The organism is Halomonas sp. GFAJ-1 (assembly GCA_002966495.1).
Taxonomy (GTDB): Bacteria; Pseudomonadota; Gammaproteobacteria; order Pseudomonadales; family Halomonadaceae; genus Vreelandella.
In genome coordinates this window covers 2,494,163-2,518,204 of record CP016490.1, presented here as the reverse complement: position 1 = coordinate 2,518,204, position 24,042 = coordinate 2,494,163, and the positions used below count along the sequence as shown (strand labels likewise).

Here is a 24,042-nt window from a genome sequence, read left to right as displayed (position 1 = left end):
GCTTTCCCCTGCTTCGCTTTTCCGCAGAAGCCGGGGGGTCGACAGGCTCATTAGCACTCACCATCTAGCCTCGATGCTACGAATCATCCAAACCCAGTCGTTAAATTCGCGCAGTGAATTGACATCGCGTGCTCCATAGTCTCGCTCTACCAGGCGCAGCGGCCCGCGGGAGCGAAGGGTCAGTGGCTCGCCATCCTCTTCTACGATCATGTACCAATTGGGGTCGTCCCACCCGCTCAGCGTGACGTCATAGTCATCCCAAGCAGTGAAGTGCAACGCAGGTGGTATCTCGCCAAACTGCTCAATCAGGAAATCGCGAAATTCAAAGCCTCGCATTTCCACGTCTCGCCCCTGGTATGGGTCAAAAAGGGTGAAAGTGGTATCTGCCTGTTGGATTAGCGAAGCGGTAGCGATCTGACGGGTGTCATCGCCATTGATGAGGGTTAATTCTCGTGCATGTACACTTGCTAATGGAAAACTGACTTTGACCTCCTCACCGCCCTAAAGAGACGATGATTCCTGGTTGTCACCTTCCAGGTTCCTGCTTCGTAGCCCGTTGCCCTTGGTGATAGCACCTTAGGTCTTACACACGCTCCACAGGCTTAACGTCCCGTAGGCCCTACGGTAGCCTTTTCATGCTGACGGAGCTTGTCGGCCCCCGCCAGCATCGCCTTGCCGGATTGCAAAATATTGCAAGCGGCGTTTACATCGCGGTCAATGCCTTGGGTGCCGCAGCGTGGGCAGTCCCAGGTACGGACATTTAACGGCATCTTGTCGGTGATATGACCACAGTGAAAGCAGCGTTTCGAGCTGGGATACCACTTGTCGATCTGAACGAAATCGCGCCCGTACCGCTCGGCCTTGTACGCCAGTTGTTGTGTGAGCTGATGCCAGCCCACGTCGCTGATAGCCTTGGCCAGTGCGCGGTTCTTGACCATGTTCTTAATCTGCAAGCTCTCGGCAGCAATGACTTGGTTCTCGTAAATAAGCTGCGTAGAGAGTTTATGGGTGGCATCGCGTCGCTGATCCGCCAGCTTGGCATGTACCTTAGCGACCCGAAGCCTCGCCTTGGCGCGATTGTTAGAACCTTTCTGTTTGCGCGATAACCGGCGCTGCGCTCTTGCCAGCTTGCGTTCAGTGCGGCGCAGAAAGCGTGGATTGGGGATTTTATCGCCGTGGCTGGTGATAACGCGGTGGGTTAGCCCCAGGTCAATGCCCACCATCTTCGGTGTCACCGGCAGCGGCGTTACCGCTTCTTCGACCAAAAAGCTGACATGATAACGGCCAGCCGTGTCACAGCTCACCGTGATGCTGCTCGGTGTGCCGGTAAAACAGCGACTCCAGCGGATGTTAAGTGGAGCGCTGTGCTTGGCCAGCCACAGCCTGCCATCGCGCCAGCGAAAGCCGTTGGCCATGTAGGTGGCTGACTGCTTGCGCTGTTTTTTCTTGAAGGTGGGATACCGCGCCTGGCCTTTGAAGAAGTTACTAAACGCCCGATCCAAATGCCGGAGTGACTGTTGCAAACAGACGTTGGACACCTCAGCCAGAAACGCAGTGTCCGGCTGTTTCTTGAGGGTAGTGAGTGCTTTGGCCGTGGCGGTGTAACCCATGCGCTCCTGATGCTCAAACCAAGCATTGGTGCGCTGGCGCAGGAAATGGTTGTAGACGTACCGCACACAGCCAAACGTCCGAGCAAGCTGGTCGGCCTGCTCAGGTGTGGGGTAGAACCGATAACGATAGGCGCGGTGTACGGTATTCATTCCCAAAATCTAGCGCGGTAAAAATAGTCTGTCAATCAAGAGGCGCTGTGCGCCTCGTGCTATCCTTCCTCGCACTAGAAGATACGAGGTTTGACGCGCAAATTGATCAATAGATACGCGAAGCCCGTTTTTACCTGCTTTTTGAAACGCTGGGCATACGCAACACGTAAACTAGCAGCGTTCATGGCAGAGAATCCCCAGTGGTAAGCACTTATTATGGTAAAAGCACTATACCAGGGCATTAACACACCTGTTTTCAACGCATATTAACTTAAGATGAAAAGACGAAAAGACGAAAAACAAAAAAGCCGACCCAAATGGGCCGGCAACAGGAAGCTTACTGATAACAGTAAGCCCCCTCCCCTGACGATGGTAACAACCGATTGCGCTAAGGCTTTTTTCGCTCATCCTTACGAAGATGATCGCGAATAACAAAGCCTGCCCAGCCGATCATAAAAGCGATCACTAACGCGATAGTGACTAAGCTAAAAATAACAGTATCATCCCAGTACATGGCTTCCCCTCCCGCCGTGATGTATGACTTCATCATACTGGGTAAGCGTTAGGGGAAACTGACCTAGATCAAGCTTTACAAGTAGCCAAAACCGGGCCGGTAAAGAACTTGATACATGTCATTTTTTAGGATGCTCATCGCTTATTATCGAGGCAGTCGTATTCGTGGAGGGGGCTTTTAAGTTGCAAACTGAACGTCATACACTCACAACACTTTGCGATCTTCTACCTTGCTATGCTCTGTTCCGGGAGGAAGCGGATGTCCTTTAGCCAGTTCAGCCCGGGTCGCTTCTCTTACGTCTAACACGGTTACTTGGTAGCGAAGGGTATGACCTGCTAAGGGGTGGTTGGTATCCACCGTGACGCGGTCACCGTCAATACTCAGCACAGTTACAATTTGCGGGCCTGCCTCTCCTTCGGTTTGAAAGCGACTGCCAGGCGCAAGCTCAGCGCTACCAAAAGACGCTCGGCTCACCTCTTGCACCAAATCTTCATTGCGCAGCCCGTAAGCCTCAGCGGGGGCTAATGTCACGCGAAGCTCTGTGCCTGCCTCTTTTCCCTCTAGCACGCGTTCTAAACCGGGTAAGATATTATTATGGCCGTGCAAGTACTCCAGCGGCTGACTGCGCGCCTGGGAGTCATCCAACACGTGGGTACTACCATCGTGAAGTACGTCGCTAAGTACATAGTGTAAGGTCACTACCTGATGTGCCGTAATCGACATGGAAAACTCCTCTCCGGTAAGCTGTCGGCGTTGTCATGGATGTTTGGCCTAGTCTATCACTGACCGTTTTTATAGCGGGCCTTTTTACAGCAGGCCTTTGCCCCGATTTTCTTGGAGTTTATGTAACATGCCCACCCCCACGCCCCAGCGCAGTTGGCTTGCTGCGCTTGCTATATATTTGCGTGCGCCTGTCATTACCATGCTGTTTTTGGGCTTTTCTGCTGGCCTGCCTTTTCTGCTGGTTTTCTCCACCCTTTCAGCGTGGCTGCGAAGCGACGGCGTCGAAGTAGCCGCCATCGGCTTTTTTGCCTGGATTGGCATGCTCTACTCCATCAAGTTCTTTTGGGCACCGATTGTGGATCGCCTAGCGCTACCACTGCTGACCCGGACCTTTGGACAACGACGCGGCTGGATGCTGCTGGCCCAGGGGATGATTGCCGCCGGGCTGATTGGCTTGGCGGGCTTAAGCCCCGTGGGCAACCTGGGCTGGGTAGCGGCATTTGCCTTGCTGGTGGCGTTTGGCTCTGCAACGCAAGATATTGCCATCGACGCCTACCGGATCGAGTCTGCGGATGACGATATGCAGGCCGCCATGGCCTCTACCTATATTATTGGTTATCGCGCGGGCCTACTGGCGGCCGGTGCCGGGGCGCTCTACGTCGCCTCAGCAGTTTCCTGGAATGTCGCCTACCTCACCATGGCGGCGCTGGTGGGTATTGGCGTAATTACCGTGCTGATTCGCCCTGAGCCAAAGCGCGCCTCACTCTCAATTCAACTTATTCATGAGCCTAAAGTGCGGGCCTTTATCCGTGCCAGCCGCGGCAAACCCAAAATGCTGCGCCGCTTTGGTGCCTGGGCAATCGGCGCTATTGTTTGCCCGTTCACCGATTTTTTCCGGCGCTACGGTGTAAAAGCCCTGGGCATTTTAGTGTTTATTGCAATGTTTAGAATTAGCGATTTGGCCATGGCGTCCATGGCTAACCCGCTGTACATCGATTTAGGCTTTTCCCTGGCGACCATCGCTAATGTGACTAACGTATTTGGCATCGCCATGAGCATCACTGGGGGTATTCTTGGCGGGCTGCTGGTAGCGCGCTATGGCATTGGGCCGCTGCTGGTCTTCGGCGCTGCGGTCGCTACCCTCACAAACCTACTGTTCGCGGCGCTAGCACTTGCTGGTCAGCAACTGCCGATGCTGGTCATGGCCATTGTCGGGGATAACTTGGCTAACGGCTTGGCGAGCGCGGTGTTTATCGCGTTTCTCTCAAGCCTTACCTCGCGCGCGTATACCGCCACTCAGTACGCCCTGTTCTCATCGCTAATGACGCTACCCGGCAAGTTTCTCAGCGGTTTTGGTGGATTAGTCGTCACCGCTCAGGGATACGCCACGTTCTTTGTAGTGGCTACCCTGCTCGGCCTACCCGCGATCGCTTTAGCCATCTGGATAAGCCGAGACAAGCAATTGGTACCCGCTCCCCTGGTAAAAGCAGGCTAACGGGCGGCTAGCGGTGATTATTCAGCCACTCCAGAGCGCCTGGGGTGGTGCGCCACTGGTCACGCATTAGCGTGCGGTATTGCCATGCTTCTGCCCGGGAGCCAGGGTCAACCTGGCCATCGGCGTAAGGCAAGGAGGGCCGAGGGCTTTCGGCACAAATCAGCTCCAGGGCGTGGCGGTTATGGCCAACCACCTCGGTTAGCGCTGCTTCGGCGGCATCGTGTTTTTCAAGGCGGTAAAGTGCCAAGGTACGCCCCATCAGTAACCCTAACACGAGCGAGCCGTCGTCTTTATGGGGCTCCTCGGTAAGCGCCAGTGCTTCTTCGTTGCGGTCATCCCGCAGCAGTTGGTCAAGCACCAGCTCTTTTAGGCCCAGGCTATCTTCTTGATCTATTGCGAGCAGCTCTTCGGCTAGCTCGCGGGAGTGCTGGCGCGCGCCGCGCTCCATACCCACCACTAGCGCCAGCCCTGTTCGTAGCAGCATGGCGTTATCCGCATCATCCCAGCACAAGCTACCGTCACCCGCAGCACGTGCCTGCTCCAGCCAGCGAGAAAGGCGAAGCGCCAGCGGCGCCAGCAAGCTTGGCGCCATCCACGGCAGGCTGCCAAAGCGACTGGTGAGCGCAAGGGTTACGTCTTGCACCACCTGAGGGGCATCCAACCACTCTGGATGGGCACAAAGCGCCGACATCCACTCGATGGCATTGCCCCAGGGGTCGTCCCGAAACCCTAACGCTACATCTTCATCCACCAACACCTGAAACTGCTCGTGCCAAGCGGCAAACAGCGACTCTTCTCGTGCGGTGGTGGTGTAGAGCAGCCTACCGGTTTCGCCATCTTGTTCAAAAGAGAGCTTAGGGGCAGTGGGCAGCGCGGCCAAGAGCGCCTGCAACGACACCAGCGGTGTTGCCATGTCCTCTTCAGCGCTAAGCAGCTGGTCGGCCAGCGTTGCGCCAGGGTTTTCAGCCAATGCGGCAAGAAAATCGAGCTGTTCTTCATCCAAATCGCCCTGACGCACCAAACGACGATACCAAAAATCAGCGCGCTCTTTGGCTTCACTCTCGTGCCCTTCATGCAGCAGCAGCATCGCTTCGATGTAGGCAAGCGTGGGGGAATCCGGCAGCGCCTGCTGGGCTTTCACAAAGGCACCACGGGCGCTATCCAGGTCGTCATTGTCCAAGTGCATGAGGCAGAGCCGTTCAAGGGCCACGCCGCGTAAAAACAGCGGCCCGCGCTCCATTACCTCGTCAAGCAGGTCGGCACGCTTGCGGGTAAAGCCCCGCTCTTGATAGATATCCAAGAGGATTTCAAAGGCAGGCTCTGCCTGTTCCGGCAGCCGCGACCAGTCGCTGCCATCAAACAGCGACTCAAGAATCTGCATTGAACGTCCGGTTTGGCCACTCTCGGCAGCAATGAGCCCCGCTTCTAGAAGCGCCTGGGGAGGCGCCTGCTGGCTCTCAAGCGCCGCTTTTAGCGTTGCTCCTTTCCACTCGCGAAGTGACAGCATCCACATCATCTGTTCGGGGATATCTGTTGGGAACTCAACGCGATAGCAGCACTGCTTATACTTGCGACCGGAATCGCACCAGCAGGGCTCGTTACGGCCAGGGGTGGCCAAGGGTTCACTGGCAAAATCCAACCGCTCTAACGGTGTTTGTGACCATAAAATGGGCGCTAACGCCTGAGCGGTGGCGACATTACCATTAAATGCCTCAGCGCCTTTGCCACGTACCCAGGTCATAAAATCGGGGTAGTGCTCCTGCTGCCTGATTGCCGAGAGTGCCCCAGAGGCAAATCCCAGCAGTTGATCGACCCATACCGCCAGCATTGCCGTCTCCACTGTCTTCAAGACTATTAATCTTTATAACCCAATTGAAAAGCGCAATAGTCTAGCATGGCTGGCAGCGCTCTCGCAGCGGCAATCGCTTAGGGCTTACGCGCCCATTCAAGCAGCGGTTCGGTGCGGCTATACATATCCAGCCGCGCTTTAAGGCGCACCAAGTTCCAGTAGTGACCGTTTAGCGCCCGGGAAAGCAGCAGCGTATCGGCAGGGGGTTGAAGGCGATCCATGGCGGCCCACACTTTGGGGGTTAGCTCACGCAGGCGGCGGTGAACCCGTACATCGCTAAAGTCTTGCTCGCCGGGGGCGAACAGCGGTGACACGCAATCAGCCGACTCCTTATAGAGCGCCAGCGGCGCACCCTGCCCTTGGCGCCCCCCCATTTTCATTAGCGCGTCGTCCATTGCCATGGGGTCTTTGGTTAACGTGGCATCCAATAACTGCATCATGGCTTTTAGGCGCGCTTCAGGCACAGGGATCACGGCCCCTAAATCGTAAATAACCAGACGGCCCTGGTCATCACAGGCAAAGTTGCCCGCATGGGGGTCGGCGTGAAGCTCTTGATAGGTAAATAGCTCTTCGGTAATCCAGTCGGCCAGTGCCATCGCAACGTTTTGGCGGGTAGTGTCGTCGGCGCTCTCTAAATCGCGTAGCGGTGTACCGCCCACATAGCGCATAGCCAGCACATGCTGGCCGGAAAGCTCGAACAGTGGCTCAGGGATCACCAACTGCGGGTTATTCTGGTAGCGCTCGCGATAGCGGGCCAGCGCTTGGGCCTCTGCATGGTAATCAAGCTCTTCACGCAGGCCCTGTGCCAATTCATCAAATAGCGCATCTAATCGCGCTTGGGGCACTTTGAACCAGCGGCCCAAGCTCATGATTCTCTTTACCTGCTTTAAGTCACTTTCCAGCACATCTGCCAAGCCAGGATACTGCACTTTCAATACCACGGTTTCTCCGCCATGAGTGACCGCTTTGTGCACCTGCCCCATAGACGCGCTGGCAAAGGGGCGCTCTTCGATGTCGCTAAAATAAGTATCAATATCGCCATACTGCAACACCAGCGCTTCGCGAATACGCGGCCAGGGCATGGGTTCTGCCTGCCGCTGCAAACGCGCCAACTCGTTGGCTAAGTCAGGCGGCAGCAGGTCATCCCACTGGGACATAATCTGCGCCAGCTTCATCGCGGGGCCTTTTAATTCAGAAAGCCCTTCAAATAGAGCTTCACCCAGAGCCCGCCAATCAGCCTGACCGCCTAAGCGGGTTTTTAGCAGCGCCCCGCCCGTGCGGGCGCCCAACCCTAATAAACGTCGTGTTCTACCGCGCTCGCGCATGGAAACCGCCTCGTTGAATACTTTCAGACAGCTTACTCAATTCGCAAAATTTATACAAAAACTATACGAATAAAGTATCAATGCTATTTTTCAAGCCAATTACTTAGCGCTACTCCGCAATCACAGGCCCCAACATAGGCCGCACGATATCCGCCTTGCGGGTTCTGCTACTATAGTGGCCGTTTGCACCTTATCACTTGCCACCACTCGCTAGGGCCTTTGACTGCATGCGCTTGATTATCGCCGAAAAACCCAGCCTTGCCCGCGCCATTGCTGACGCGCTGCCCGGCAGTGCCAAACGCCAGGAAGGAGCAATTGTGTGCGGCGATACCACGGTGACCTGGTGTCTTGGTCATTTACTGGAACAAGCGCCACCAGAAGCGTATGACCCCGCCGATAAACAGTGGCGGCTGGATCGACTTCCCATTGTTCCCCAACAGTGGAAACTGATACCCCGGCCCAAGGCACGTAGCCAGTTGGCAGCCATACGCAAGCTGATTAAGCAAGCCACCAGTGTCGTGCACGCAGGCGACCCAGACCGAGAAGGCCAGCTGCTGGTACAAGAGGTGATCGAGCACTTGAAGTACCGTGGCCCGGTGCAGCGGCTTTTGATTAGCGACCTTAACCGACCAGCCGTCAGCCGCGCGCTGGCCAGCTTGCGGCCGAATGCCGAGTATCAGCCACTATTTCAGGCTGCCCAGGCGCGCTCCCGCGCCGATTGGCTGTACGGGATTAACCTCACCCGCGCCTGGACCCTAACCGGCCGACAAGCGGGGCACGACGGCGTACTTTCTGTGGGCCGCGTTCAAACGCCGGTACTCGGGCTGATTGTTCGCCGGGACAACGCCATACGCGATTTTGTACCCCACCCGTTCTACCCTCTATGGGTGGATCTACAGGTTACTCAAGGCCAGCTGCGCGCCTGGTGGGCGCCCAAAGAGCACGAACCGCTGGATGATCAAGGCCGCTTGATTGAACGTACCCCTGCTGATGCGCTGGCCGCGAAGCTTCCCGGCGCAACCGGCACGCTGACGACACTCGACCAACAGGAAAAACGTCAAGCGCCCCCGCTGCCCTACGCGCTCTCTGCCCTGCAAGTCGATGCCGCCCGCCGCCACGGCCTTTCCGCCCAGATGGTGCTGGATATTTGCCAGCGGCTTTACGAGCAGCACAAGCTGATTACCTACCCCCGCTCCGACTGCCGCTACCTGCCCGAAGAGCACCTAGCGCTTGCCCAGCGCAGCTTGACCAGCGCTTGCCAGAATGACGACACACTATGTGGATGGCTCAACGGGGCCGACTTCACTCTGCGCTCGAAAGCCTGGAACGATAAGCAGGTCGGCGCGCACCACGCCTTGGCCCCCACCGGCAAGCCCGCCGATTTCAGCCAGCTTTCCGCCACCGAAGGCCACGTGTTTCGACTGATCGTGCGCAACGTCATGGCGCAGTTCTACCGCCCGCTGCGCACCTTTGAAGTGAAAGCCGAGTTCACGCTGCTGGATGAAGCCTTCCGCGCTCGCGGCCAAAGTATTCTCGACCCCGGCTGGAAGCCGTTATTCACCACCCGCGAAGATACCCCGCCGCTGCCACCGCTCACCCAAGGCGAAGCCTGCCAGGCACTTGGCGCAGGCGTGGAGGAAAAAGAGACCCGGCCACCAGAACCGTTCACCGATGCCAGTTTAATCAAAGCAATGATGAACATTGGCCGCTACGTGGACAACCCAAACGTACGCCGCACCCTACGCGACACCGACGGCCTAGGCACCGAAGCTACCCGCGCAGGCATTATCGAAACCCTGGTGCAGCGCGGCTACTTGGTGCGAAAGCAAAAAGCCCTGCGCGCCACCAAACTCGGTTGTGCGCTGATCGCCGCCCTGCCCAGCGCGGTAAGCACACCGGAGCGCACCGCCCTATGGGAGCAGCGCCTACGGGCTATTTCAGAGCAACAAGACGACCCCGGCGCGTTTCAGCACGCCCTGCTTGATGACCTCCACGCCCTGCTGCAGCAAAGCGATGCCCACAAGCTGCGCCAAAGCCTACAAACGGCCCAAGGCGAGGCCGCCGCACCCGCAAAGCGCGGGGCGGCAACCAAGAAAAGCTATACAAGAAAAAAAAATACAACGACCCGGAAACGCACCGCTGGAAAGTAAAAAAGCGTTTAAACGCGGTGGAAGCCTAAGACTCGTCTGAAAGCAGCGGCGGCATGGGGCAGTCGAGGATATCGGCCATTGCCCGGAACAGCTCAGCCTCGGCAGGCAGAATGCGCCCGCTATGCTCAATACAGCGTGCCATAGCCTGCAGCAACGCTGGCTTGTGCAATGGTTTAAGGCGCCGCAAACGCTCAACAGCAAGGCTTAGTGCCTGCATGTCGCTGGCACCCTCTACCTCCGCCAAGTCAAAAGGCAGTTCATTCCCAGCCGCTGTCAGTGCGGCGCTAATCTCTGTGGGGTCATCCTGCCCGGCGGCAGACAGCACCGCGAGGAGCTGCTGGCACTCCCCTTTAAGGTCGCTTAACTTGAGGTTAGAAGGCCCGCCATGCTGCTCACCCAAATTGTTTAACACCAGCTGGTAGAGCGTCCATTCAAACAGGCTAACCTTGCCATCCGCATCAATCAGCCGCTCCATACAGAGGCGAAAGTGCTGGCCCTGCTCGGTGGAAAGTGACTGTAACGCGGGCAGTGTCAGCTCGATCAGCGGCAACCGCATGTGTACATCCAGCCTTGAGACCTCAGGCCCACACGCCAGTAATGCTTGGTACACATCGGGCAGGGCCGCTTGCTCTAACGCCTTTAGCTGATGCTCTCGCACCGCCTGCTCATCGCTTAGCAGCAGCGCATAGATCAGTGCACGAGCGGTATAAGGCTCATGGGCAGCTTCTTTTATCGGCGCTGGCAAGGCGTTGAGCACTGACTGCGCATGCGCTAGGTGGCGTTGATCGGGCTTGCCCATGGCGCCAATGGCGGTTTGAGCAGAAGCGCCGGTTAATATAGCCGAGATGACGCCCGCACCGGCCATATCAGCATCTTGCATGCCTGTTCGAATACCCGCTCTAAACCCTGCTCCCGGCCGTGCTTGGCTTTCTGCGCGTGAGGTGTCACTTTCGGCTTGTTGCGGGGGCGGTTCGACCTCGAAGCGGCCGTCCCAGTCAGGCATTACCCGCTGGACACGGTCGTTAAGTGGCGGATGGGTCGCCATCATTTGCGTAAACCCTGACCGCATCCCCTGGCCGAATAGCAGATGGCTGAACTCTGCCGTATGGGCCGCTTGCAGGTTAGATCCTTGCGCATGTGCACCAATCTTCACCAGTGCGTTACCGATGCCTTTGGGATTACGGGTAAATTGCACGGCGGAGGCATCCGCCAAATATTCCCGCTGCCGGCTGACCGCTGATTTGATCAAATTACCAAAAAAGGTGCCCGCGTAGCCGATCAGCATTAGCGAGGCCCCAAGCGCCAGCACCACCATTGCCGAGTTATCACGCTTGTTGCCTCCCACTCGACGAAAACGCATGCTGCGCAGCAGTGTTCCGCCCAGCAGGCCAATTAACAGGATGCCGTGCAGTATGCTCACCAGGCGAATATTCAACCGCATGTCACCATGCAGAATATGGCTGAACTCATGGGCGACCACGCCTTGAAGTTCGTCGCGGTTTAAGCTGCGAATTGCCCCACGGGTAATACCTATCACCGCATTGCTGGGCCGATAGCCTGCCGCAAAGGCATTAATGCCCTCCTCCTCTAGCACGTAAACCAAGGGCACCGGCGTTCCTGAGGCAATGGCCATCTCTTCTACCACATTGAGGATTCGGCGCTCGTCAGCATCGCGAGTATTTAGATTGATCTCGCGCCCACCTAACGCTTCCGCCACTGCCCGGCCACCACGGCTTAATTGGTGCTGCTTGAACAACCCACCTAACACCACAACAACAATCACCGCCGCTGCCACACCCGCCACAAGCTCGAGGGATAAAGCGGACATTACCCCGTCAACCGAGAGATCTGTTTGGGCAGCAGATTGCTCTCCCCCCATAAAATGCAGCGTAAGGACAACGACCAGCGTGGTGACAATAATCAGGGCGAGCACGGCGAGTATGAGTAAAACAACCAAGTGCCCGGTTTTGCGGCGAGCGTGATCCTGTGCAGTAAAAAAATCCATTAGCCCTATCCACTCCGCGGTTACTTAGAACGACACCTTAGGCGCCACCTGAATTTGGGCGCTGTCTTCAAACTCTAGCAACGCAGCATCTTCGCCATGGCCGAACATACCGGCCACCGCCACCTGGGGGAAACTCTGCTTGTAGGTGTTGTAGTGCATTACGGAGTCATTAAATGCTTGGCGCGAAAACGCCACTTTGTTTTCAGTGCTGGTGAGCTCTTCAGAGAGCTGCTGCATGTTCTGCGAGGCTTTCAAATCTGGGTAGGCTTCCATCACCACATTAAGCCGTCCCATGGCTTGTGTCAGCGCGCCTTCAGCACCGCCTAAATCGGCAATTGCCTTGGCACTACCCGGGTTTGCAGCGGCCGCTTTCAAGCCCGCCGACGCCGTATTACGGGCCTCAATGACCGCCTGAAGCGTTTCCCTCTCATGGCTGAGGTAGCCCTTTGCCGTCTCTACCAGATTAGGAATCAGGTCGTGACGGCGCTTCAGCTGCACTTCAATCTGGGCAAAGGCGTTCTGGAACCGGTTTCGCAATGCCACCAGGCGGTTGTAGATGGCAACGATATAAAAAACAACAGCCGCGAGAATCGCTAAAACAATGATGAGCGTAATCGTCATGATCCTTCCTTGTTGGGAGATGGGAGCGAGAGTGCAGCAAGCTGCATTTCATCTAATAGCAAAAATAGTAGCACTTAAGCGCTTTAAACGTATTAGTGATGGCGCGGACGTGGACGGGGCCGTACAACAAACCAACTCGCCACCACTAAGCTACCAAATAGGGTGTACACCAGCATAAACACCCACTCCGGCGCGGTGAAATACAAAAGGTTATGCAGCCAGTACTGAATAAAGGAGCCTCCATAGGTGTCTACGCCCGCCTTGGCCCGCAGCGCCATCTCCCAAATCGTCAAAGGGCACACCATGCCTAACCAGGATTGCACGACGACATAGACAATGGCGCATAGATGCGTAATGCGGAAGAAACTGTTGCGTACCCACCGCCAGCCCAGAAAATACCCCGCATAGATGGCCACCAAGCCAAGTACCACAAATGCCACAAACAGCACGTGGATGAACAAAATGGCATCAGCTAGCAGGAGCAACAACTGCGGGGACATGGACACTCACCCTGGGCAACTAAATAATAAGTGGCGTGTTTTTGAGACATTGACAGCCTTCCCATACGGACATCAGTGGGCTTACCAGGTTTCTCCAGCGTCTGGCGGCCCAATCTCGATTTGCATATCGGGTGCAATATCCACAACGCCTTCAATCTTCTTTAACCGATCCGCCGTGGCGGTATCTGCTGATCCGGTTATGCAGCCAATATCACCCGCAACGCGTGGTGTTGCCATACTGGTACCGCTAATCGTCTTGAAATTAATCGGCCGGGGCCATGACGAAAATACATCGCGCCCTGGTGCCGCAATATCGACCTTCCCAAAGTTCGAAAAGCTGGAGGGCCTTAAGTTCGGGTCAAGCGATGCCACCGACATAATCGTAGGCGTTAAAATATGGAAGAAAGCACTCGATTCGGCCAGGAGCCTCCGAAGTGTGTGCTCCCTTGCTGAAAGATAAAAATGTGGCAACGTAATCGCTGCGCCTGAACCAAGGCAGCAAACATAACTATAAAGAAGACTCCGCGCTTTATGCCAGGGTGTTAACGTCATTATGAAAAAACAGCCCCAGCCCTAACCTTTGGCGTGTTCACGTTCGTCGGTGCGACTCTTCATGTTGTTGTATCTTGTGTAGTGGCGACAATGGAGAGAGAAACGCATGGAATCAAAACGCTTGATCAGAACCGACACGATACTACTGACAGCAGGACTTATGTTGATCGGCTACCTCCTCGGGGAGGTACTCCTTCTCGTATTTGCGGCCGTTCTGCTTGCGGTCGGTTTAGACGGGCTTGCGCAGGCAATCGCAAGAAAGCTGCCTTTCTCTCGCGGATGGGCGCTTGTCGGCGTTGCGACCGGCATTACAGCGATCCTCATCGGCTCACTGGGGCTTACGGCGGCAAGCCTCGTGCAGCAGTTTCGGGAACTAGGCGAGACGGTGGTCGATTTTGGTGAGAAAGTGCAGGCTTGGCTCACGGAGCACACCGACATAAACATATTGGAGGAGATGAACGCCGAGAACGGCGACCTTGCCGATGCCGTAGGCGAAATAGCCGGGCATGTCATGACGGCGGTCGGCGCCTTAACGAGCCTCATCATCCTGGTCATACTTACACTTTTCTTGGCAGCAAAACCGGCGCTTTATCGGCGGGGAGCGGTGCGCCTTGTACCACCCAACAGCCGGCCCCTAGCAGAAGACACACTATCCTCCCTCGCCCATGCCCTGCGCTGGTGGTTTCTAGGGCAACTCGTGTCAATGGCGCTCCTTGGGGTCACCGTTGGGCTCGGGCTATTCCTGCTCGGCATCGAGCTCTGGTTTGCGCTCGGGGTCTTAACGGCGCTGCTTACTTTCATCCCGTTCATCGGCCCACTTATTGCGGCAGTGCCCATCGTGGCGGTGGGATTTACAGAAGGAATGCAAACAGGGTTGATTGTGCTGGTGGGTTACATCGTGATTCAAAACATCGAGGGAAACGTCTTGGTGCCAATGATTCAACACAAGGCGGTCGAACTCGCCCCTGCGCTTCTCATCACTGTGCAAGTACTCCTCGGCCTTATCTTCGGGGCGGCTGGGCTAATACTCGCCGCACCGCTCGCCATCGTGGCAATGATCACGGTTCAAAAGCTCTGGGTGGAGCATACGCTGGGAGATAAAGTGACGTAGGGAATTGCTGATGTAGCCGCCCACTTAAAGGCTGTCAACGCGGCTACGCAGCTCCCCGCATTGCTTGTTGACCACTAAAATCAATGCCAAATATAAATCATCGAAACCCTCGACCCACTTTGCAAGCCTAAGATCGCGAACCATGCCATCACCGAATGCTTGCTTTGACTTTCTCGACGGCCGATTGCTTGGCATCCCACCTCTTTCGTGCTTCGCCCGCTTTTGATAGCCACCTCATTAAACGCCTTGCCTACTCAGAGCATAAATTAAAACGGTTGACTTAAACTCAGTGGCTGCGTTATTCCATAGAAGTGCCAATGCGTGAAATAAGCGTGTAGGCAGCTAACAAAAACAACGGCCACTTTCGTTAAAGGGCCCCAACGAAGAGAATGTGCATGTCAAATGATCACGTCTATGACGGCGCGCCGTGGGCACATCTTTATGGCACCACTAATGACGCGATTAAGGATCAAGCGCAGCAGCAACGCTTTGCGAATATTCCCGCCATGATCGTCGCGGCGGCCAAGCAGTTTGGCACTCATACCGCCTTCACCACCTGCATGCCCAACGGCATGAATGGCACGCTTACCTACCAGCAAGCGGACACGCTCTCCGATGCCTTTGCGGTTTACCTGCGCGAGACCCTAGGCCTTGCCAAAGGCGACCGCGTGGCGGTGCAAATGCCCAACTGTTTAGCTCTGCCCGTGGCCATTTTTGGCATTCTAAAAGCGGGCTGTGTACTGGTGAACGTCAACCCGCTCTACACGCGCCGGGAAATGGAGCACCAGTTCAACGATGCTGGTGTGCAAGCGCTGGTGATCATGGATATGTTCGCCGACAAACTAGAAGATGTGCTCCCTAACACCCAGATTAAGCACGTGGTGCTGGCCTCACTCTCACAGTGGTTTTCACCGGTGGTTCGCACGGTATTGGATGCCGTGCTGAAGTACTGGAACAGAGCCATCCCCAAGCACTCTTTAAGTGCCGTTCAGCTCACGCAGGCCATTCAAACGGGCCAAGCCACCCAAGCCAAACAACATATTGATGTGGCCAGTTACTGGCAGGACATCACCCGTGAAGACACCGCGCTGCTGCAATATACCGGGGGCACCACTGGCGTTAGCAAAGGGGCGGAGCTTGCCCACGGCAACCTGTTGAGCAACTTAGAACAGGTGGATTTAGTGGTCGGCAGCCATATCGAAGCTGGCAAAGAGTGCGTTCTCACCGCGCTACCCATCTATCACATCTTCGCGTTTACGGTGAACCTGCTGGCGTTTTACAGCAAAGGCGCGCACAACGTTCTAGTGCCCAGCCCTCGCCCTATTCAAAACTGCCAGCGGGCCTTTGATAACTACCCGATCTCCTGGATATCGGGGGTTAACACGCTGTTCAACGCCCTGCTAAATGAAGAGTGGTTCACGGTGTACCCGCCTAAAAGCATGAAAGTGGCGATGGCGGGCGGCACTGCGCTGCATAAATCCGTCGCTGAGCGCTGGCGCAGCGTAGTGGGCACGCCCATCGCGGAAGGCTACGGCCTGACGGAAAGCTCGCCGGTTATCTGCTTCAACCCCATTGGGCACGAGCGCGCTAACAGCATCGGCATCCCCGCACCGTTTACCCAGGTTCGCATCGTCGATGAACAAGGCATCACCGTGCCACAGGGAGAAACCGGCGAAATTATCGCCCGCGGCCCGCAAATCATGAAAGGCTACTGGAATAACCCTGAAGAGACGGCCAAAACCTTAAAAGATGGCTGGCTCTACACTGGCGATATCGGAACCATGACCGAAGATGGGCATTTCCAAATCGTCGACCGTAAAAAAGACATGATTCTGGTCAGCGGGTTTAACGTCTACCCCAACGAGGTAGAAGACAGCATTGCGCGATTACCCCAGGTGCAAGAGTCTGCGGTAATTGGTATCCCCGACGACCAAACCGGCGAAGCGGTGCACGCCTACGTGGTACTGCGTGAACAGGGGCTGAGTGCCAAGGACATCATCCGGCACTGCAAAACAGAGCTAGCTGCCTACAAAGTGCCCAAAAAAGTCGTGTTCTGGGATGAGCTACCGAAAACACCTGTTGGGAAGGTGCTGCGCAAAGAAGTTCGCGCCACTGTTAAGGCCAGCCGCGCAGCGGCTAAACAACAATAATCGCGTAACAATAATAACCGCATAACAACAGCGGCCGCTCACGGAGTTACAGCACTATGTTGAGTACAAAACTATGTTGAGTTCACTGGAAGAGAGTTTACTGTCGATCATGATGGTTATCATTATGTTCGGCATGGGGGCATCACTCACCTTTAAGGACTTCAAGCTCTCCATGCGCCACCCCCAGGCCATTGGGGTTGGCTTCTCATCGCAATATTTGCTGATGCCGTTTATTGCCTTTGCCCTGGCGCGCCTTCTCAACCTCTCGGTTGAACAGACAGTTGGGCTAGTGCTGATGGGCTGTATGCCTGGCGGCACCACCTCCAACATCTTTGCCTACTTCTCGCGAAGCTTGCTCAGCCTCAGCATCATGATGACCATCTGCTCTACGCTGGCGGGCTTTATCTTGGTACCGCTGTGGATGGCGTTTTACACCCAAGGGATTGATGACGCCTTCCGTATTCCCCCCGACCAGATTGCCCGCCTGCTGTTTGTGCTGCTGATTCCGACGCTGCTAGGCATGTGGATACGGCGCAAAAATGCCAATATTGGCGCCGTGATCGAGCTGGTAGGCGGCGTACTGGGTGCCATCGTGATTGTGTTTCTGGTGGTGACGTGGGCGCCGCGCAACTGGCGCTTGCTGATGGAAACCAGCTGGCAGGTATATGCGGCGGTGATTCTACTGGGTTTAGTGGGCTTCCTGTTCGGTTACCTGTTCTCCCGCGTGCTTAAGCTCAACCCACAAAAAGCCCGCACGGTGTCTCTTGAAACGGGGATTCAGAACGGCCCGCTGGCCGCGTTAATCGTGATCATGACCTTTAGCGGCGAAACACAGCAGTTAATTCTACTGATACCCGTCATGTACTCGCTGTTTATCGTTCTGAACTCCACCGCAGTAGCGGTACTTTATCGCAAGCTAACCAAACAAGAAGAGCTTGCCCGCGACCAAGCCAAGGTCGAACCCTCGTAGGTAGTTATTTCAGCCATGGCATCAGCGGGGCTACTCACAGCCCCGCTGTAGTGTTTAAAGAGAAAATGCTGCTTAATCTGGCCGTTGCGGCACTTAACGATCAACCATGGTCTCTCAGGCGGCACGGTTGTAGTGCAGATGCATGCGCTTTTACTATGACGTTGGCAGCTCAGTGAATGCTGGCAGGTCATCTGCCAGCTCAAACCAATCCGCTTTCGAGGATACCCATGCGTGGTAACGCTTACTTGGCAGCACGGGGGTATCCAAGCGTGCCAAGCCGTAATCGTTTCACCTCAGGACGATCATCTCTCGCGCTGCACAGTGGACTGCCACACTCTGCGCAAAACACCCGCGACTTATTGGGGCTGGCGCGATACTCCTTTAAATAGCAAGCGCCTTCGGTAATATGGAACCCTTCTGACAGGATGGGCGCAACGGCCACAAAAGCGCTGCCCTGCGCCTTCTGGCACTGTTTGCAGTGGCACATGGACACCTCATCAATGCCACCGCTGTACTCGTAGCGGACGCGCCCGCAAAGACAACTGCCTTTATGCATCCAGCCCTCCATTGCTCTTGATCGTTTAACGCTTGCAGCACGCGCGCCCTTGGAATGGAGCCGAAGGCGCAATGGAAAGGGCGTCGCCGTGCCTGCACTTGTTAGCGTAAAGCATTCAGATCCCCTATCGGTCCAGTAACAATTTCGCCATCGGATGGTAGGCCCGATAATAGCCCTGCGCCATCTCCAAGTCCTGGCCAAGCCACCGCTTTCTCCTAACCTCAGGCACGTCTTCTTTTCCTTTTAGCCAAGCAAAAACCCCTGATAAAACAAAACTGTATTGATCAATCATCCTTTCGAGCACGGTAAACTGCGGCGATGGACGACCAAGCTCTTGAATAACAGTATCGTCAAGCTTATGGAGCAACCTTTCCAGACGTTCTAGCTTTTGCTCAGGCAACCTTAAATCAGTTGTCAATGAATTCATTATGTCTAAGCAGATGGAATCAAGCTGCTCAAAAATCTCCTCCGCTTTGGCAATGAATGTATCGTCGTCTTCCTCCATACTCACTGACTCAGGACGCTCTTCAAGAGCCGACTTACCATGAAATTGAAACCGAGCCCAATGCGCTGCCCTGGGCCAATTGATGCGCTCTCTAAGTTGATCCGCAGCTGGATGCTTGTCTTCAAGCCAAGATGCATGAGCAATAGCATTGTTATCTCGATCGTCCTTTAGGCTCCGATATACATGTACAGTTGCCAACAGAGGGACTCTCCTCCCCCCATCTTTTTCTTGGAGCTGATCTGCAATATGGTTCAGAGTTGCCCAGAAATGCGCTGGGCGCCACGGACCTTTCCACAACACTCGGATGTGCTTCTGCCACACATTTGCCTGAGGAAGGACAAAAGGTTTTTTTGTGGAAATGATCTCATAATGGTTTCTGGCAATTACATTCTCAGAAACGTCTGAAAGCTGAAAGGCATGAAGCGAATAGAACTCGGCGATTTCGCTTCTCAGAAATGAAGGTAACTCATCTATCCGTGGGAGCGATATTGTTACTTTTTTCTGCTCAAGTGCGGCAAGCCCGTCTGGTGCGACCTCCCCAACCAACTTGTCAACTGAGTTTGCAAAGAACACCGGCGTATTCCCGACAAGCTCAACCGCCACAACAAAGACTGGGAGAGGTATGGCAGCCCATCGTCGTAAATGATTCAGCTCAAGCCGCCTCTTCGCAACACTTTCTCCAAAGGCAAGTGCAGACTCGGCCTCATGACCTTTGATCTGAAGTAAGCCAATTCTCGGTCCGCTACCAACATCTGATTGTCCAATGTAGCCCTCAAGCTCGACTAGTAAATCCTCGCCACGGTCATGCTCATACTTTGAACAAAAGAGTTCAGCATCCAGTAGGGCATCCCGAACTTTGGTTTCAGCTCGCTCGCCAGTAAGTTGGGATTGTTTTCCGCCTTTCCTATCGCTCAAGGTTGACTCCCATAATTGGAAACTTTCCGCGGGGCGCTCGCTAACAGTTTATTAATGCGCATGCGCGTTTCCCTGGAAACCTCAATCCAGCCAAATCATCCCAATATATTGATATAAAGGGGAAAATATCAATTCTCATTCTAAAGCTAGCTGGAAAAATGCGCATGCGCGTTATCATTCTTCGTTATCTCTACGAATTGCGTATAAACATACGCACAACTCTCTCAACATATTGTTTTAAAGCATTTTTATAAAAAAATTCCGCAAGATTGAGCACGTTTCCCATTGGGCTTGCCAGAAAACCGCGCATTCCTGGCTGACAATCCCTATTCATACTGCATAGCACTTCGTTGCCTCTACGTTTGCCATGCGTACCTGCCCTACCTTGTGCACTGAAAACTCATTAACCTTAACAAAATATGCTTAGCCTTAACGCTAGCAGATTATGCTTAGTGCCGTCACTATCTATTAGCCGCCCCTCTGGGCATTGTTACCCTCGCCTTCATTTCCTTGTGACGAACACGGTAAGCTAGGCAGCACTCTCGCTGCTGATTAAAGACCCAACAATGACTACCCACTGGATACTTGGCCCCGGCGCTATTGGCCGCCTGCTAGCCCATTCGCTTGCACCGCTTACCGAGGTTGCTTTGATTAGCCGCCGAGCACTGCCTGAGCAGCAAGTGCTTACCACGCCTGAAGGCGAGCAACACTCGCAGCGTCTCAATGTGTTCACGGTTGATCAGTTAGCTTCTAACACACATGAACCGCCCGGTTTTGTACATATCACCACCAAAGCCATGGCGGCTGAGGCGGCGCTTGAAAGCCTTTCACGCGTTATCCCCCCTGCTACGCCTCTGGTGCTGTGGCAAAACGGTTTTTTAGCGCAGCCGCGTATTACCCAGGCGTGGCCGGGGCCAGTGCTGTGTGCCACGACTACCCAAGGCGCTTACCTAACGGGGGATGAGGGCGTGGTGCACGCGGGGCGTGGGCCAACATTTATTGGCGACCTGAATAACCAACGCGGTGCGCTGTCAGCAACACTCGCGCAGACGTTAGGTGAGGCAGGCTTTACCGCTACACCGGTAGGCGATATTCGCCAACGCCTGTGGCAAAAGCTAGCGGTGAATGCAGCGATTAACCCGCTGGTGGCGCTGCATGGCGTGCGTAACGGCGAGTTGCGGGAAACAGCCTATGCAGGCCGCGTGGCAGCGGTAGTAACGGAAGTCGCGTCGATTTTGCAGGCTGAAGGCATTCAACCGCCTACGGGCAGGCAAGGTAAGGAAGCCTGGTTGGCATTGGTGTGGCAGGTAGTGGAGAACACCGCGCACAACAAGGCATCGATGCTTCAGGATGTTGAAGCCAAACGCCCCACCGAGCGCGGGGCGATTTTTGGGCCGTTGATTGAAAGCGCCCAACGCCATGGGCTGGCGCATGAGGTACTGCAAGCGCTTGATGCAGAGCTAGCGGCCCTGGAAGCACGCTTTTAGCTATCGGTTTGGCTTCAAGCGCCCTATTTAAGAGACAGGAATCATCACGACTTTGCGGTAGGCGGGTAGCTCAGCAAGCTGCTTAGACCAGCGCCCTAGGTGCGGGCGGGGTTGCCACGTTATGCCGCTATTGCGCAGGTTATAAACGAACGGGGCCAGGGCTATATCGCCAAGACCAAACGCGTCACCAGAGAACCAGGGCTGATCGGCAAGGGCGTTGTCCAGTTGAACAAATAGCTTTTCGCAGGTGGCGATGATGGGTTCTAAGCTGTCGATGTCGCGCTGCTCTGCGGGAGTTCTTACATAGCCCAACAAGAGTGCACGGTGTGGCGGCGTGAGCGCACTGGTTGACCAGTCCATCCACTTTTCCATTTGGGCACGCTTGGCGGGTTCGTCAATCCACAGCGACCCTTGGCCATACTGGGCGGCTAGGTAGCGAATAATGGCGTTGGACTCCCAGAGCACGGTGTGGGTGGCGTCGTCTTTTAACAGCGGCACCAGCCCGTTGGGGTTCATCGCCAGGTATTCGGCCGTGTTATTAACCCCATGCTCCCGCCCTGCCAGAATTTGCTCGTAAGGCAGCGCCAGGGTTTCTAATACCCAAAGGACTTTTTTAACATTGGTAGAGTTGTTGCGGCCCCAAAGCGTAATCATAGAAGTCCCTTTTTGAGCATAATAAAGAGATTGAGTTTGCCCACCCTTGCCCCCTATAACAAGGGGCGGCATAGGCCGCCCTCTTGCTTACGCTTAATCACGCGCTACACCACTTAGGCGCTGTTTTTATCCTGATAAAACGTTAGCAGGCTTGAGAAATCCAGGTTTCCGTTACCGCCTGCTTTGTGCAGAGTAAACAGCGAGCGGGCAGCAGACCCCATGGGAACGGGCGAGGCGCTCTGCTGGCTAACATCCATCGCAAGGCCCAGGTCTTTAATCATCAGGTCAACCTGGAAGCCACCCTGGTAGCCCTTAGAGGCCGGAGCGTTTTCCATTACACCGGGGTAAGGGTTATAAACGTTCAGCGCCCAGTTACCGCCTGAGCTTTGCTTCATAATCTCGGAAAGCACCGCTGGGTCCAGTCCATTTTTCACGCCCATGTTGATCGCTTCACAGGTGCCTGCCATCAAGATAGATAGCAGCATGTTGTTGCACACCTTAGCTACCTGCCCCGCACCGTGGTCGCCCGCGTGGAAGATATTTTTACCCATCACGTCTAGCACGGGCTTGGCCTGCTCAAACTGGGCATCAGAGCCGCCGACAATAAACGTCAGGGTACCTGCCTGGGCGCCGCCTACCCCACCGGACACCGGCGCATCCACAAAGCCAATGCCTTTTTCAGCCCCCGCAGCGGCCACGCTACGGGCGGTATCAGCGTCGATGGTGGAACAGTCGATCACTAAGGCGCTCTGTTTGATCACATCAAACAGTGGCGTATCGCCATCTACATACAGCCCGCGTACGTGCTTACCTGCGGGAAGCATGGAAATAATAAAGTCTGCATCGGTGGCGGCGTCCTTGGCAGATGCCGCCACGTCGCAACCGTGAGACTTGGCGGTTTCCAGGGCCTGTTCAGAAAGGTCAAAGGCGCGCACTTGAAAGCCCGATTTTGCTAAGTTGGCCGCCATAGGGCCGCCCATGTTGCCTAAACCGATAAACGCGACGGTGGTCATCATTGTTGTCCTTATTAGAGAGTGGTCGAAAATGCGTTAGCGAAGATCCGCGAGGGGGCTCTCCTCCCAAGGTGACGCTAGCAGCCCATCGATAAACGATGACTCTACGGAGGCGACATCCGGGTACGTCCAGGCTGGCTGGCCATCTTTATCTACCAACAGGGCACGCACTCCTTCTGGGAACTCACGGTGGCGGCAGCACTGCACGGAGAGCGCCAACTCCGACTGAAACACTTCTGCAAGCGACATGTGCTTGGCGCGCTTTAACTGCGTATCAATCAGCTTGATGGAGACGGAGCTGCCGTGAGCCAAGGTTTTCTGGGCCTTGCTGAACCATTTGTCGTCAGTGTTTACCGCCAAAATCGCCGCGACGACTTGCTCAATGGTGTCGTGATCCATTAACTCGCGGATTAGCGCGGTGGATTTGTAAACCGGGGTGTCAAGCTCGGCAAAGACACCTTGGGAGGCCTGCTCTAGCTCGCGCAAAATGCTGTTTACGACGCCGTGGGCGTCGGTCTGGCTACCTTCACCCCAGGTAGCTGCTAGCAGCTGTTCGGCCAACACCTCGCGATGCTGGCTGGCAATGGCACGGTCGGCCAAACCCAGGTGCACCGCATCCGGCGCATTGATTTGGCTGCCGGTCATGGCTAAAAAGCGCCCGGTGCCGTTGGGCAGGCGGTTTAAGAACCAGCTTGCCCCCACATCCGGGTAGAGGCCAATGGTGACTTCTGGCATAGCAAGGCGGGAGGTTTCGGTGACCACACGGTGGCTGCTGCCGCTTAGCAGCCCCATACCACCCCCCATGACGATGCCGTTACCCCAGCAAATCACCGGTTTTGGGTAGGTGTGTAGCAGGTAGTCGAGGCGGTATTCCGTATCAAAAAAGCGCTGAGGAAAATCCGGGTCGCCGTCGCCGGTTATGGCTTTATAGAGGTTGACCACATCGCCACCGGCGCAAAACGCTTTCTCACCGGCGCTATCCAGCAGTACCGCTACAATGCGCTCATCAGCCTGCCAGGCTTGCAGCCGTGGCAGGATCTCTTCGATCATCTCAAGCGTTAGCGCATTAAGAGAGCGTTCAGCGTTGAGGGTGATCTCACCAATGATATGGCCATCTTGGGTGGCGTGTTCAGCAAACAGTACGCAACTCATTCCGTTGTCCTTGTGATTGCCCTTATGATTGTCCT

At 55.4% G+C, this 24,042-nt stretch carries 20 protein-coding genes; 6 read left to right on the top strand and 14 right to left on the bottom strand.

All coding sequences use genetic code 11. The features are described from left to right. Positions 1-57: 57 nt before the first annotated feature. The 3 genes from BB497_11310 to BB497_11300 all read right to left on the bottom strand — a co-directional run bounded on the left by BB497_11310 (position 58) and on the right by BB497_11300 (position 2,997). Positions 58-336 carry a hypothetical protein gene (locus tag BB497_11310; GenBank protein ID AVI64343.1) on the bottom strand — a complete coding sequence of 93 codons (279 nt, stop codon included), beginning with the start codon at positions 334-336 and terminating at the stop codon, positions 58-60. A 266-nt stretch (positions 337-602) separates the two neighbouring features. After that, complete coding sequence (locus BB497_11305; protein AVI63242.1) at positions 603-1,760, bottom strand: transposase; 1,158 nt, start codon at positions 1,758-1,760, stop codon at positions 603-605. Positions 1,761-2,478: 718 nt separating this feature from the next. Beyond that, positions 2,479-2,997, bottom strand: a complete 519-nt coding sequence (locus BB497_11300; GenBank protein ID AVI63241.1) for a peptidylprolyl isomerase — start codon at positions 2,995-2,997, stop codon at positions 2,479-2,481. Between the two features lie 127 nt (positions 2,998-3,124). Between BB497_11300 and BB497_11295 the strand changes: the two genes are divergently transcribed. After that, a complete protein-coding gene (locus tag BB497_11295; GenBank protein ID AVI63240.1) occupies positions 3,125-4,492 on the top strand; it encodes an AmpG family muropeptide MFS transporter in 1,368 nt (455 codons plus the stop codon). A gap of 7 nt (positions 4,493-4,499) precedes the next feature. Here the strand turns inward: BB497_11295 and BB497_11290 are convergent, their stop codons facing one another. Then, a complete protein-coding gene (locus BB497_11290) occupies positions 4,500-6,320 on the bottom strand; it encodes a zinc chelation protein SecC (protein ID AVI63239.1) in 1,821 nt (606 codons plus the stop codon). A 98-nt stretch (positions 6,321-6,418) separates the two neighbouring features. Beyond that, on the bottom strand, positions 6,419-7,666 hold the full coding sequence (locus BB497_11285; protein ID AVI63238.1) for an ABC-1 protein: 1,248 nt from the start codon (positions 7,664-7,666) through the stop codon (positions 6,419-6,421). A 227-nt stretch (positions 7,667-7,893) separates the two neighbouring features. Between BB497_11285 and BB497_11280 the strand changes: the two genes are divergently transcribed. Next, positions 7,894-9,816, top strand: coding sequence for a DNA topoisomerase III (locus BB497_11280; protein ID AVI63237.1), 1,923 nt, complete (start codon positions 7,894-7,896; stop codon positions 9,814-9,816). A 25-nt stretch (positions 9,817-9,841) separates the two neighbouring features. Here the strand turns inward: BB497_11280 and BB497_11275 are convergent, their stop codons facing one another. The 4 genes from BB497_11275 to BB497_11260 all read right to left on the bottom strand — a co-directional run bounded on the left by BB497_11275 (position 9,842) and on the right by BB497_11260 (position 13,209). After that, on the bottom strand, positions 9,842-11,821 hold the full coding sequence (locus BB497_11275) for a peptidase (GenBank protein AVI63236.1): 1,980 nt from the start codon (positions 11,819-11,821) through the stop codon (positions 9,842-9,844). Between the two features lie 24 nt (positions 11,822-11,845). Next, positions 11,846-12,442: a LemA family protein gene (locus tag BB497_11270; protein ID AVI63235.1), complete on the bottom strand. Its 597-nt coding sequence runs from the start codon at positions 12,440-12,442 to the stop codon at positions 11,846-11,848. Positions 12,443-12,534: 92 nt separating this feature from the next. Next, complete coding sequence (locus BB497_11265; protein AVI63234.1) at positions 12,535-12,942, bottom strand: hypothetical protein; 408 nt, start codon at positions 12,940-12,942, stop codon at positions 12,535-12,537. Between the two features lie 81 nt (positions 12,943-13,023). Further along, positions 13,024-13,209 (bottom strand): hypothetical protein, encoded by a 186-nt coding sequence (locus BB497_11260; GenBank protein ID AVI64341.1) that lies wholly within the window; start codon positions 13,207-13,209, stop codon positions 13,024-13,026. Between the two features lie 391 nt (positions 13,210-13,600). Between BB497_11260 and BB497_11255 the strand changes: the two genes are divergently transcribed. The 3 genes from BB497_11255 (at position 13,601) to BB497_11245 (ending at position 17,725) form a co-directional block, all read left to right on the top strand. Further along, positions 13,601-14,605: a hypothetical protein gene (locus tag BB497_11255; protein ID AVI63233.1), complete on the top strand. Its 1,005-nt coding sequence runs from the start codon at positions 13,601-13,603 to the stop codon at positions 14,603-14,605. A 395-nt stretch (positions 14,606-15,000) separates the two neighbouring features. After that, positions 15,001-16,755 (top strand): long-chain-fatty-acid--CoA ligase, encoded by a 1,755-nt coding sequence (locus tag BB497_11250; protein AVI63232.1) that lies wholly within the window; start codon positions 15,001-15,003, stop codon positions 16,753-16,755. A gap of 73 nt (positions 16,756-16,828) precedes the next feature. After that, positions 16,829-17,725 (top strand): transporter, encoded by an 897-nt coding sequence (locus tag BB497_11245; protein AVI63231.1) that lies wholly within the window; start codon positions 16,829-16,831, stop codon positions 17,723-17,725. Between the two features lie 241 nt (positions 17,726-17,966). Here BB497_11245 and BB497_11240 read toward each other — a convergent pair whose 3' ends face one another. Both BB497_11240 and BB497_11235 read right to left on the bottom strand, forming a co-directional pair. Further along, on the bottom strand, positions 17,967-18,281 hold the full coding sequence (locus tag BB497_11240; GenBank protein AVI63230.1) for an aldehyde-activating protein: 315 nt from the start codon (positions 18,279-18,281) through the stop codon (positions 17,967-17,969). A 124-nt stretch (positions 18,282-18,405) separates the two neighbouring features. Continuing rightward, positions 18,406-19,701: a hypothetical protein gene (locus tag BB497_11235; GenBank protein AVI63229.1), complete on the bottom strand. Its 1,296-nt coding sequence runs from the start codon at positions 19,699-19,701 to the stop codon at positions 18,406-18,408. 566 nt (positions 19,702-20,267) lie between these two features. On the opposite strand from BB497_11235, the gene BB497_11230 reads away from it, so the two are divergent. Next, positions 20,268-21,188, top strand: coding sequence for a 2-dehydropantoate 2-reductase (locus tag BB497_11230; GenBank protein ID AVI63228.1), 921 nt, complete (start codon positions 20,268-20,270; stop codon positions 21,186-21,188). Between the two features lie 27 nt (positions 21,189-21,215). Here the strand turns inward: BB497_11230 and BB497_11225 are convergent, their stop codons facing one another. The 3 genes from BB497_11225 to BB497_11215 form a co-directional block, all read right to left on the bottom strand. Beyond that, positions 21,216-21,842: a glutathione S-transferase gene (locus tag BB497_11225; protein ID AVI63227.1), complete on the bottom strand. Its 627-nt coding sequence runs from the start codon at positions 21,840-21,842 to the stop codon at positions 21,216-21,218. A gap of 113 nt (positions 21,843-21,955) precedes the next feature. Beyond that, entirely contained in the window at positions 21,956-22,855 is a 900-nt protein-coding gene (locus BB497_11220) for a 3-hydroxyisobutyrate dehydrogenase (GenBank protein AVI63226.1), read from the bottom strand. Positions 22,856-22,891: 36 nt separating this feature from the next. Then, positions 22,892-24,007, bottom strand: coding sequence for an enoyl-CoA hydratase (locus BB497_11215; GenBank protein AVI63225.1), 1,116 nt, complete (start codon positions 24,005-24,007; stop codon positions 22,892-22,894). Positions 24,008-24,042 lie beyond the last annotated feature (35 nt).

Bases quoted from the DNA above. Each gene is read 5' to 3' on its own strand.
- BB497_11310 (AVI64343.1), bottom strand. From the start codon at position 336: ATGCGAGGCTTTGAATTTCGCGATTTCCTGATTGAGCAGTTTGGCGAG.
- BB497_11305 (AVI63242.1), bottom strand. From the start codon at position 1,760: ATGAATACCGTACACCGCGCCTATCGTTATCGGTTCTACCCCACACCT.
- BB497_11300 (AVI63241.1), bottom strand. From the start codon at position 2,997: ATGTCGATTACGGCACATCAGGTAGTGACCTTACACTATGTACTTAGC.
- BB497_11295 (AVI63240.1), top strand. From the start codon at position 3,125: ATGCCCACCCCCACGCCCCAGCGCAGTTGGCTTGCTGCGCTTGCTATA.
- BB497_11290 (AVI63239.1), bottom strand. From the start codon at position 6,320: ATGCTGGCGGTATGGGTCGATCAACTGCTGGGATTTGCCTCTGGGGCA.
- BB497_11285 (AVI63238.1), bottom strand. From the start codon at position 7,666: ATGCGCGAGCGCGGTAGAACACGACGTTTATTAGGGTTGGGCGCCCGC.
- BB497_11280 (AVI63237.1), top strand. From the start codon at position 7,894: ATGCGCTTGATTATCGCCGAAAAACCCAGCCTTGCCCGCGCCATTGCT.
- BB497_11275 (AVI63236.1), bottom strand. From the start codon at position 11,821: ATGGATTTTTTTACTGCACAGGATCACGCTCGCCGCAAAACCGGGCAC.
- BB497_11270 (AVI63235.1), bottom strand. From the start codon at position 12,442: ATGACGATTACGCTCATCATTGTTTTAGCGATTCTCGCGGCTGTTGTT.
- BB497_11265 (AVI63234.1), bottom strand. From the start codon at position 12,942: ATGTCCCCGCAGTTGTTGCTCCTGCTAGCTGATGCCATTTTGTTCATC.
- BB497_11255 (AVI63233.1), top strand. From the start codon at position 13,601: ATGGAATCAAAACGCTTGATCAGAACCGACACGATACTACTGACAGCA.
- BB497_11250 (AVI63232.1), top strand. From the start codon at position 15,001: ATGTCAAATGATCACGTCTATGACGGCGCGCCGTGGGCACATCTTTAT.
- BB497_11245 (AVI63231.1), top strand. From the start codon at position 16,829: ATGTTGAGTTCACTGGAAGAGAGTTTACTGTCGATCATGATGGTTATC.
- BB497_11240 (AVI63230.1), bottom strand. From the start codon at position 18,281: ATGCATAAAGGCAGTTGTCTTTGCGGGCGCGTCCGCTACGAGTACAGC.
- BB497_11230 (AVI63228.1), top strand. From the start codon at position 20,268: ATGACTACCCACTGGATACTTGGCCCCGGCGCTATTGGCCGCCTGCTA.
- BB497_11225 (AVI63227.1), bottom strand. From the start codon at position 21,842: ATGATTACGCTTTGGGGCCGCAACAACTCTACCAATGTTAAAAAAGTC.
- BB497_11220 (AVI63226.1), bottom strand. From the start codon at position 22,855: ATGACCACCGTCGCGTTTATCGGTTTAGGCAACATGGGCGGCCCTATG.
- BB497_11215 (AVI63225.1), bottom strand. From the start codon at position 24,007: ATGAGTTGCGTACTGTTTGCTGAACACGCCACCCAAGATGGCCATATC.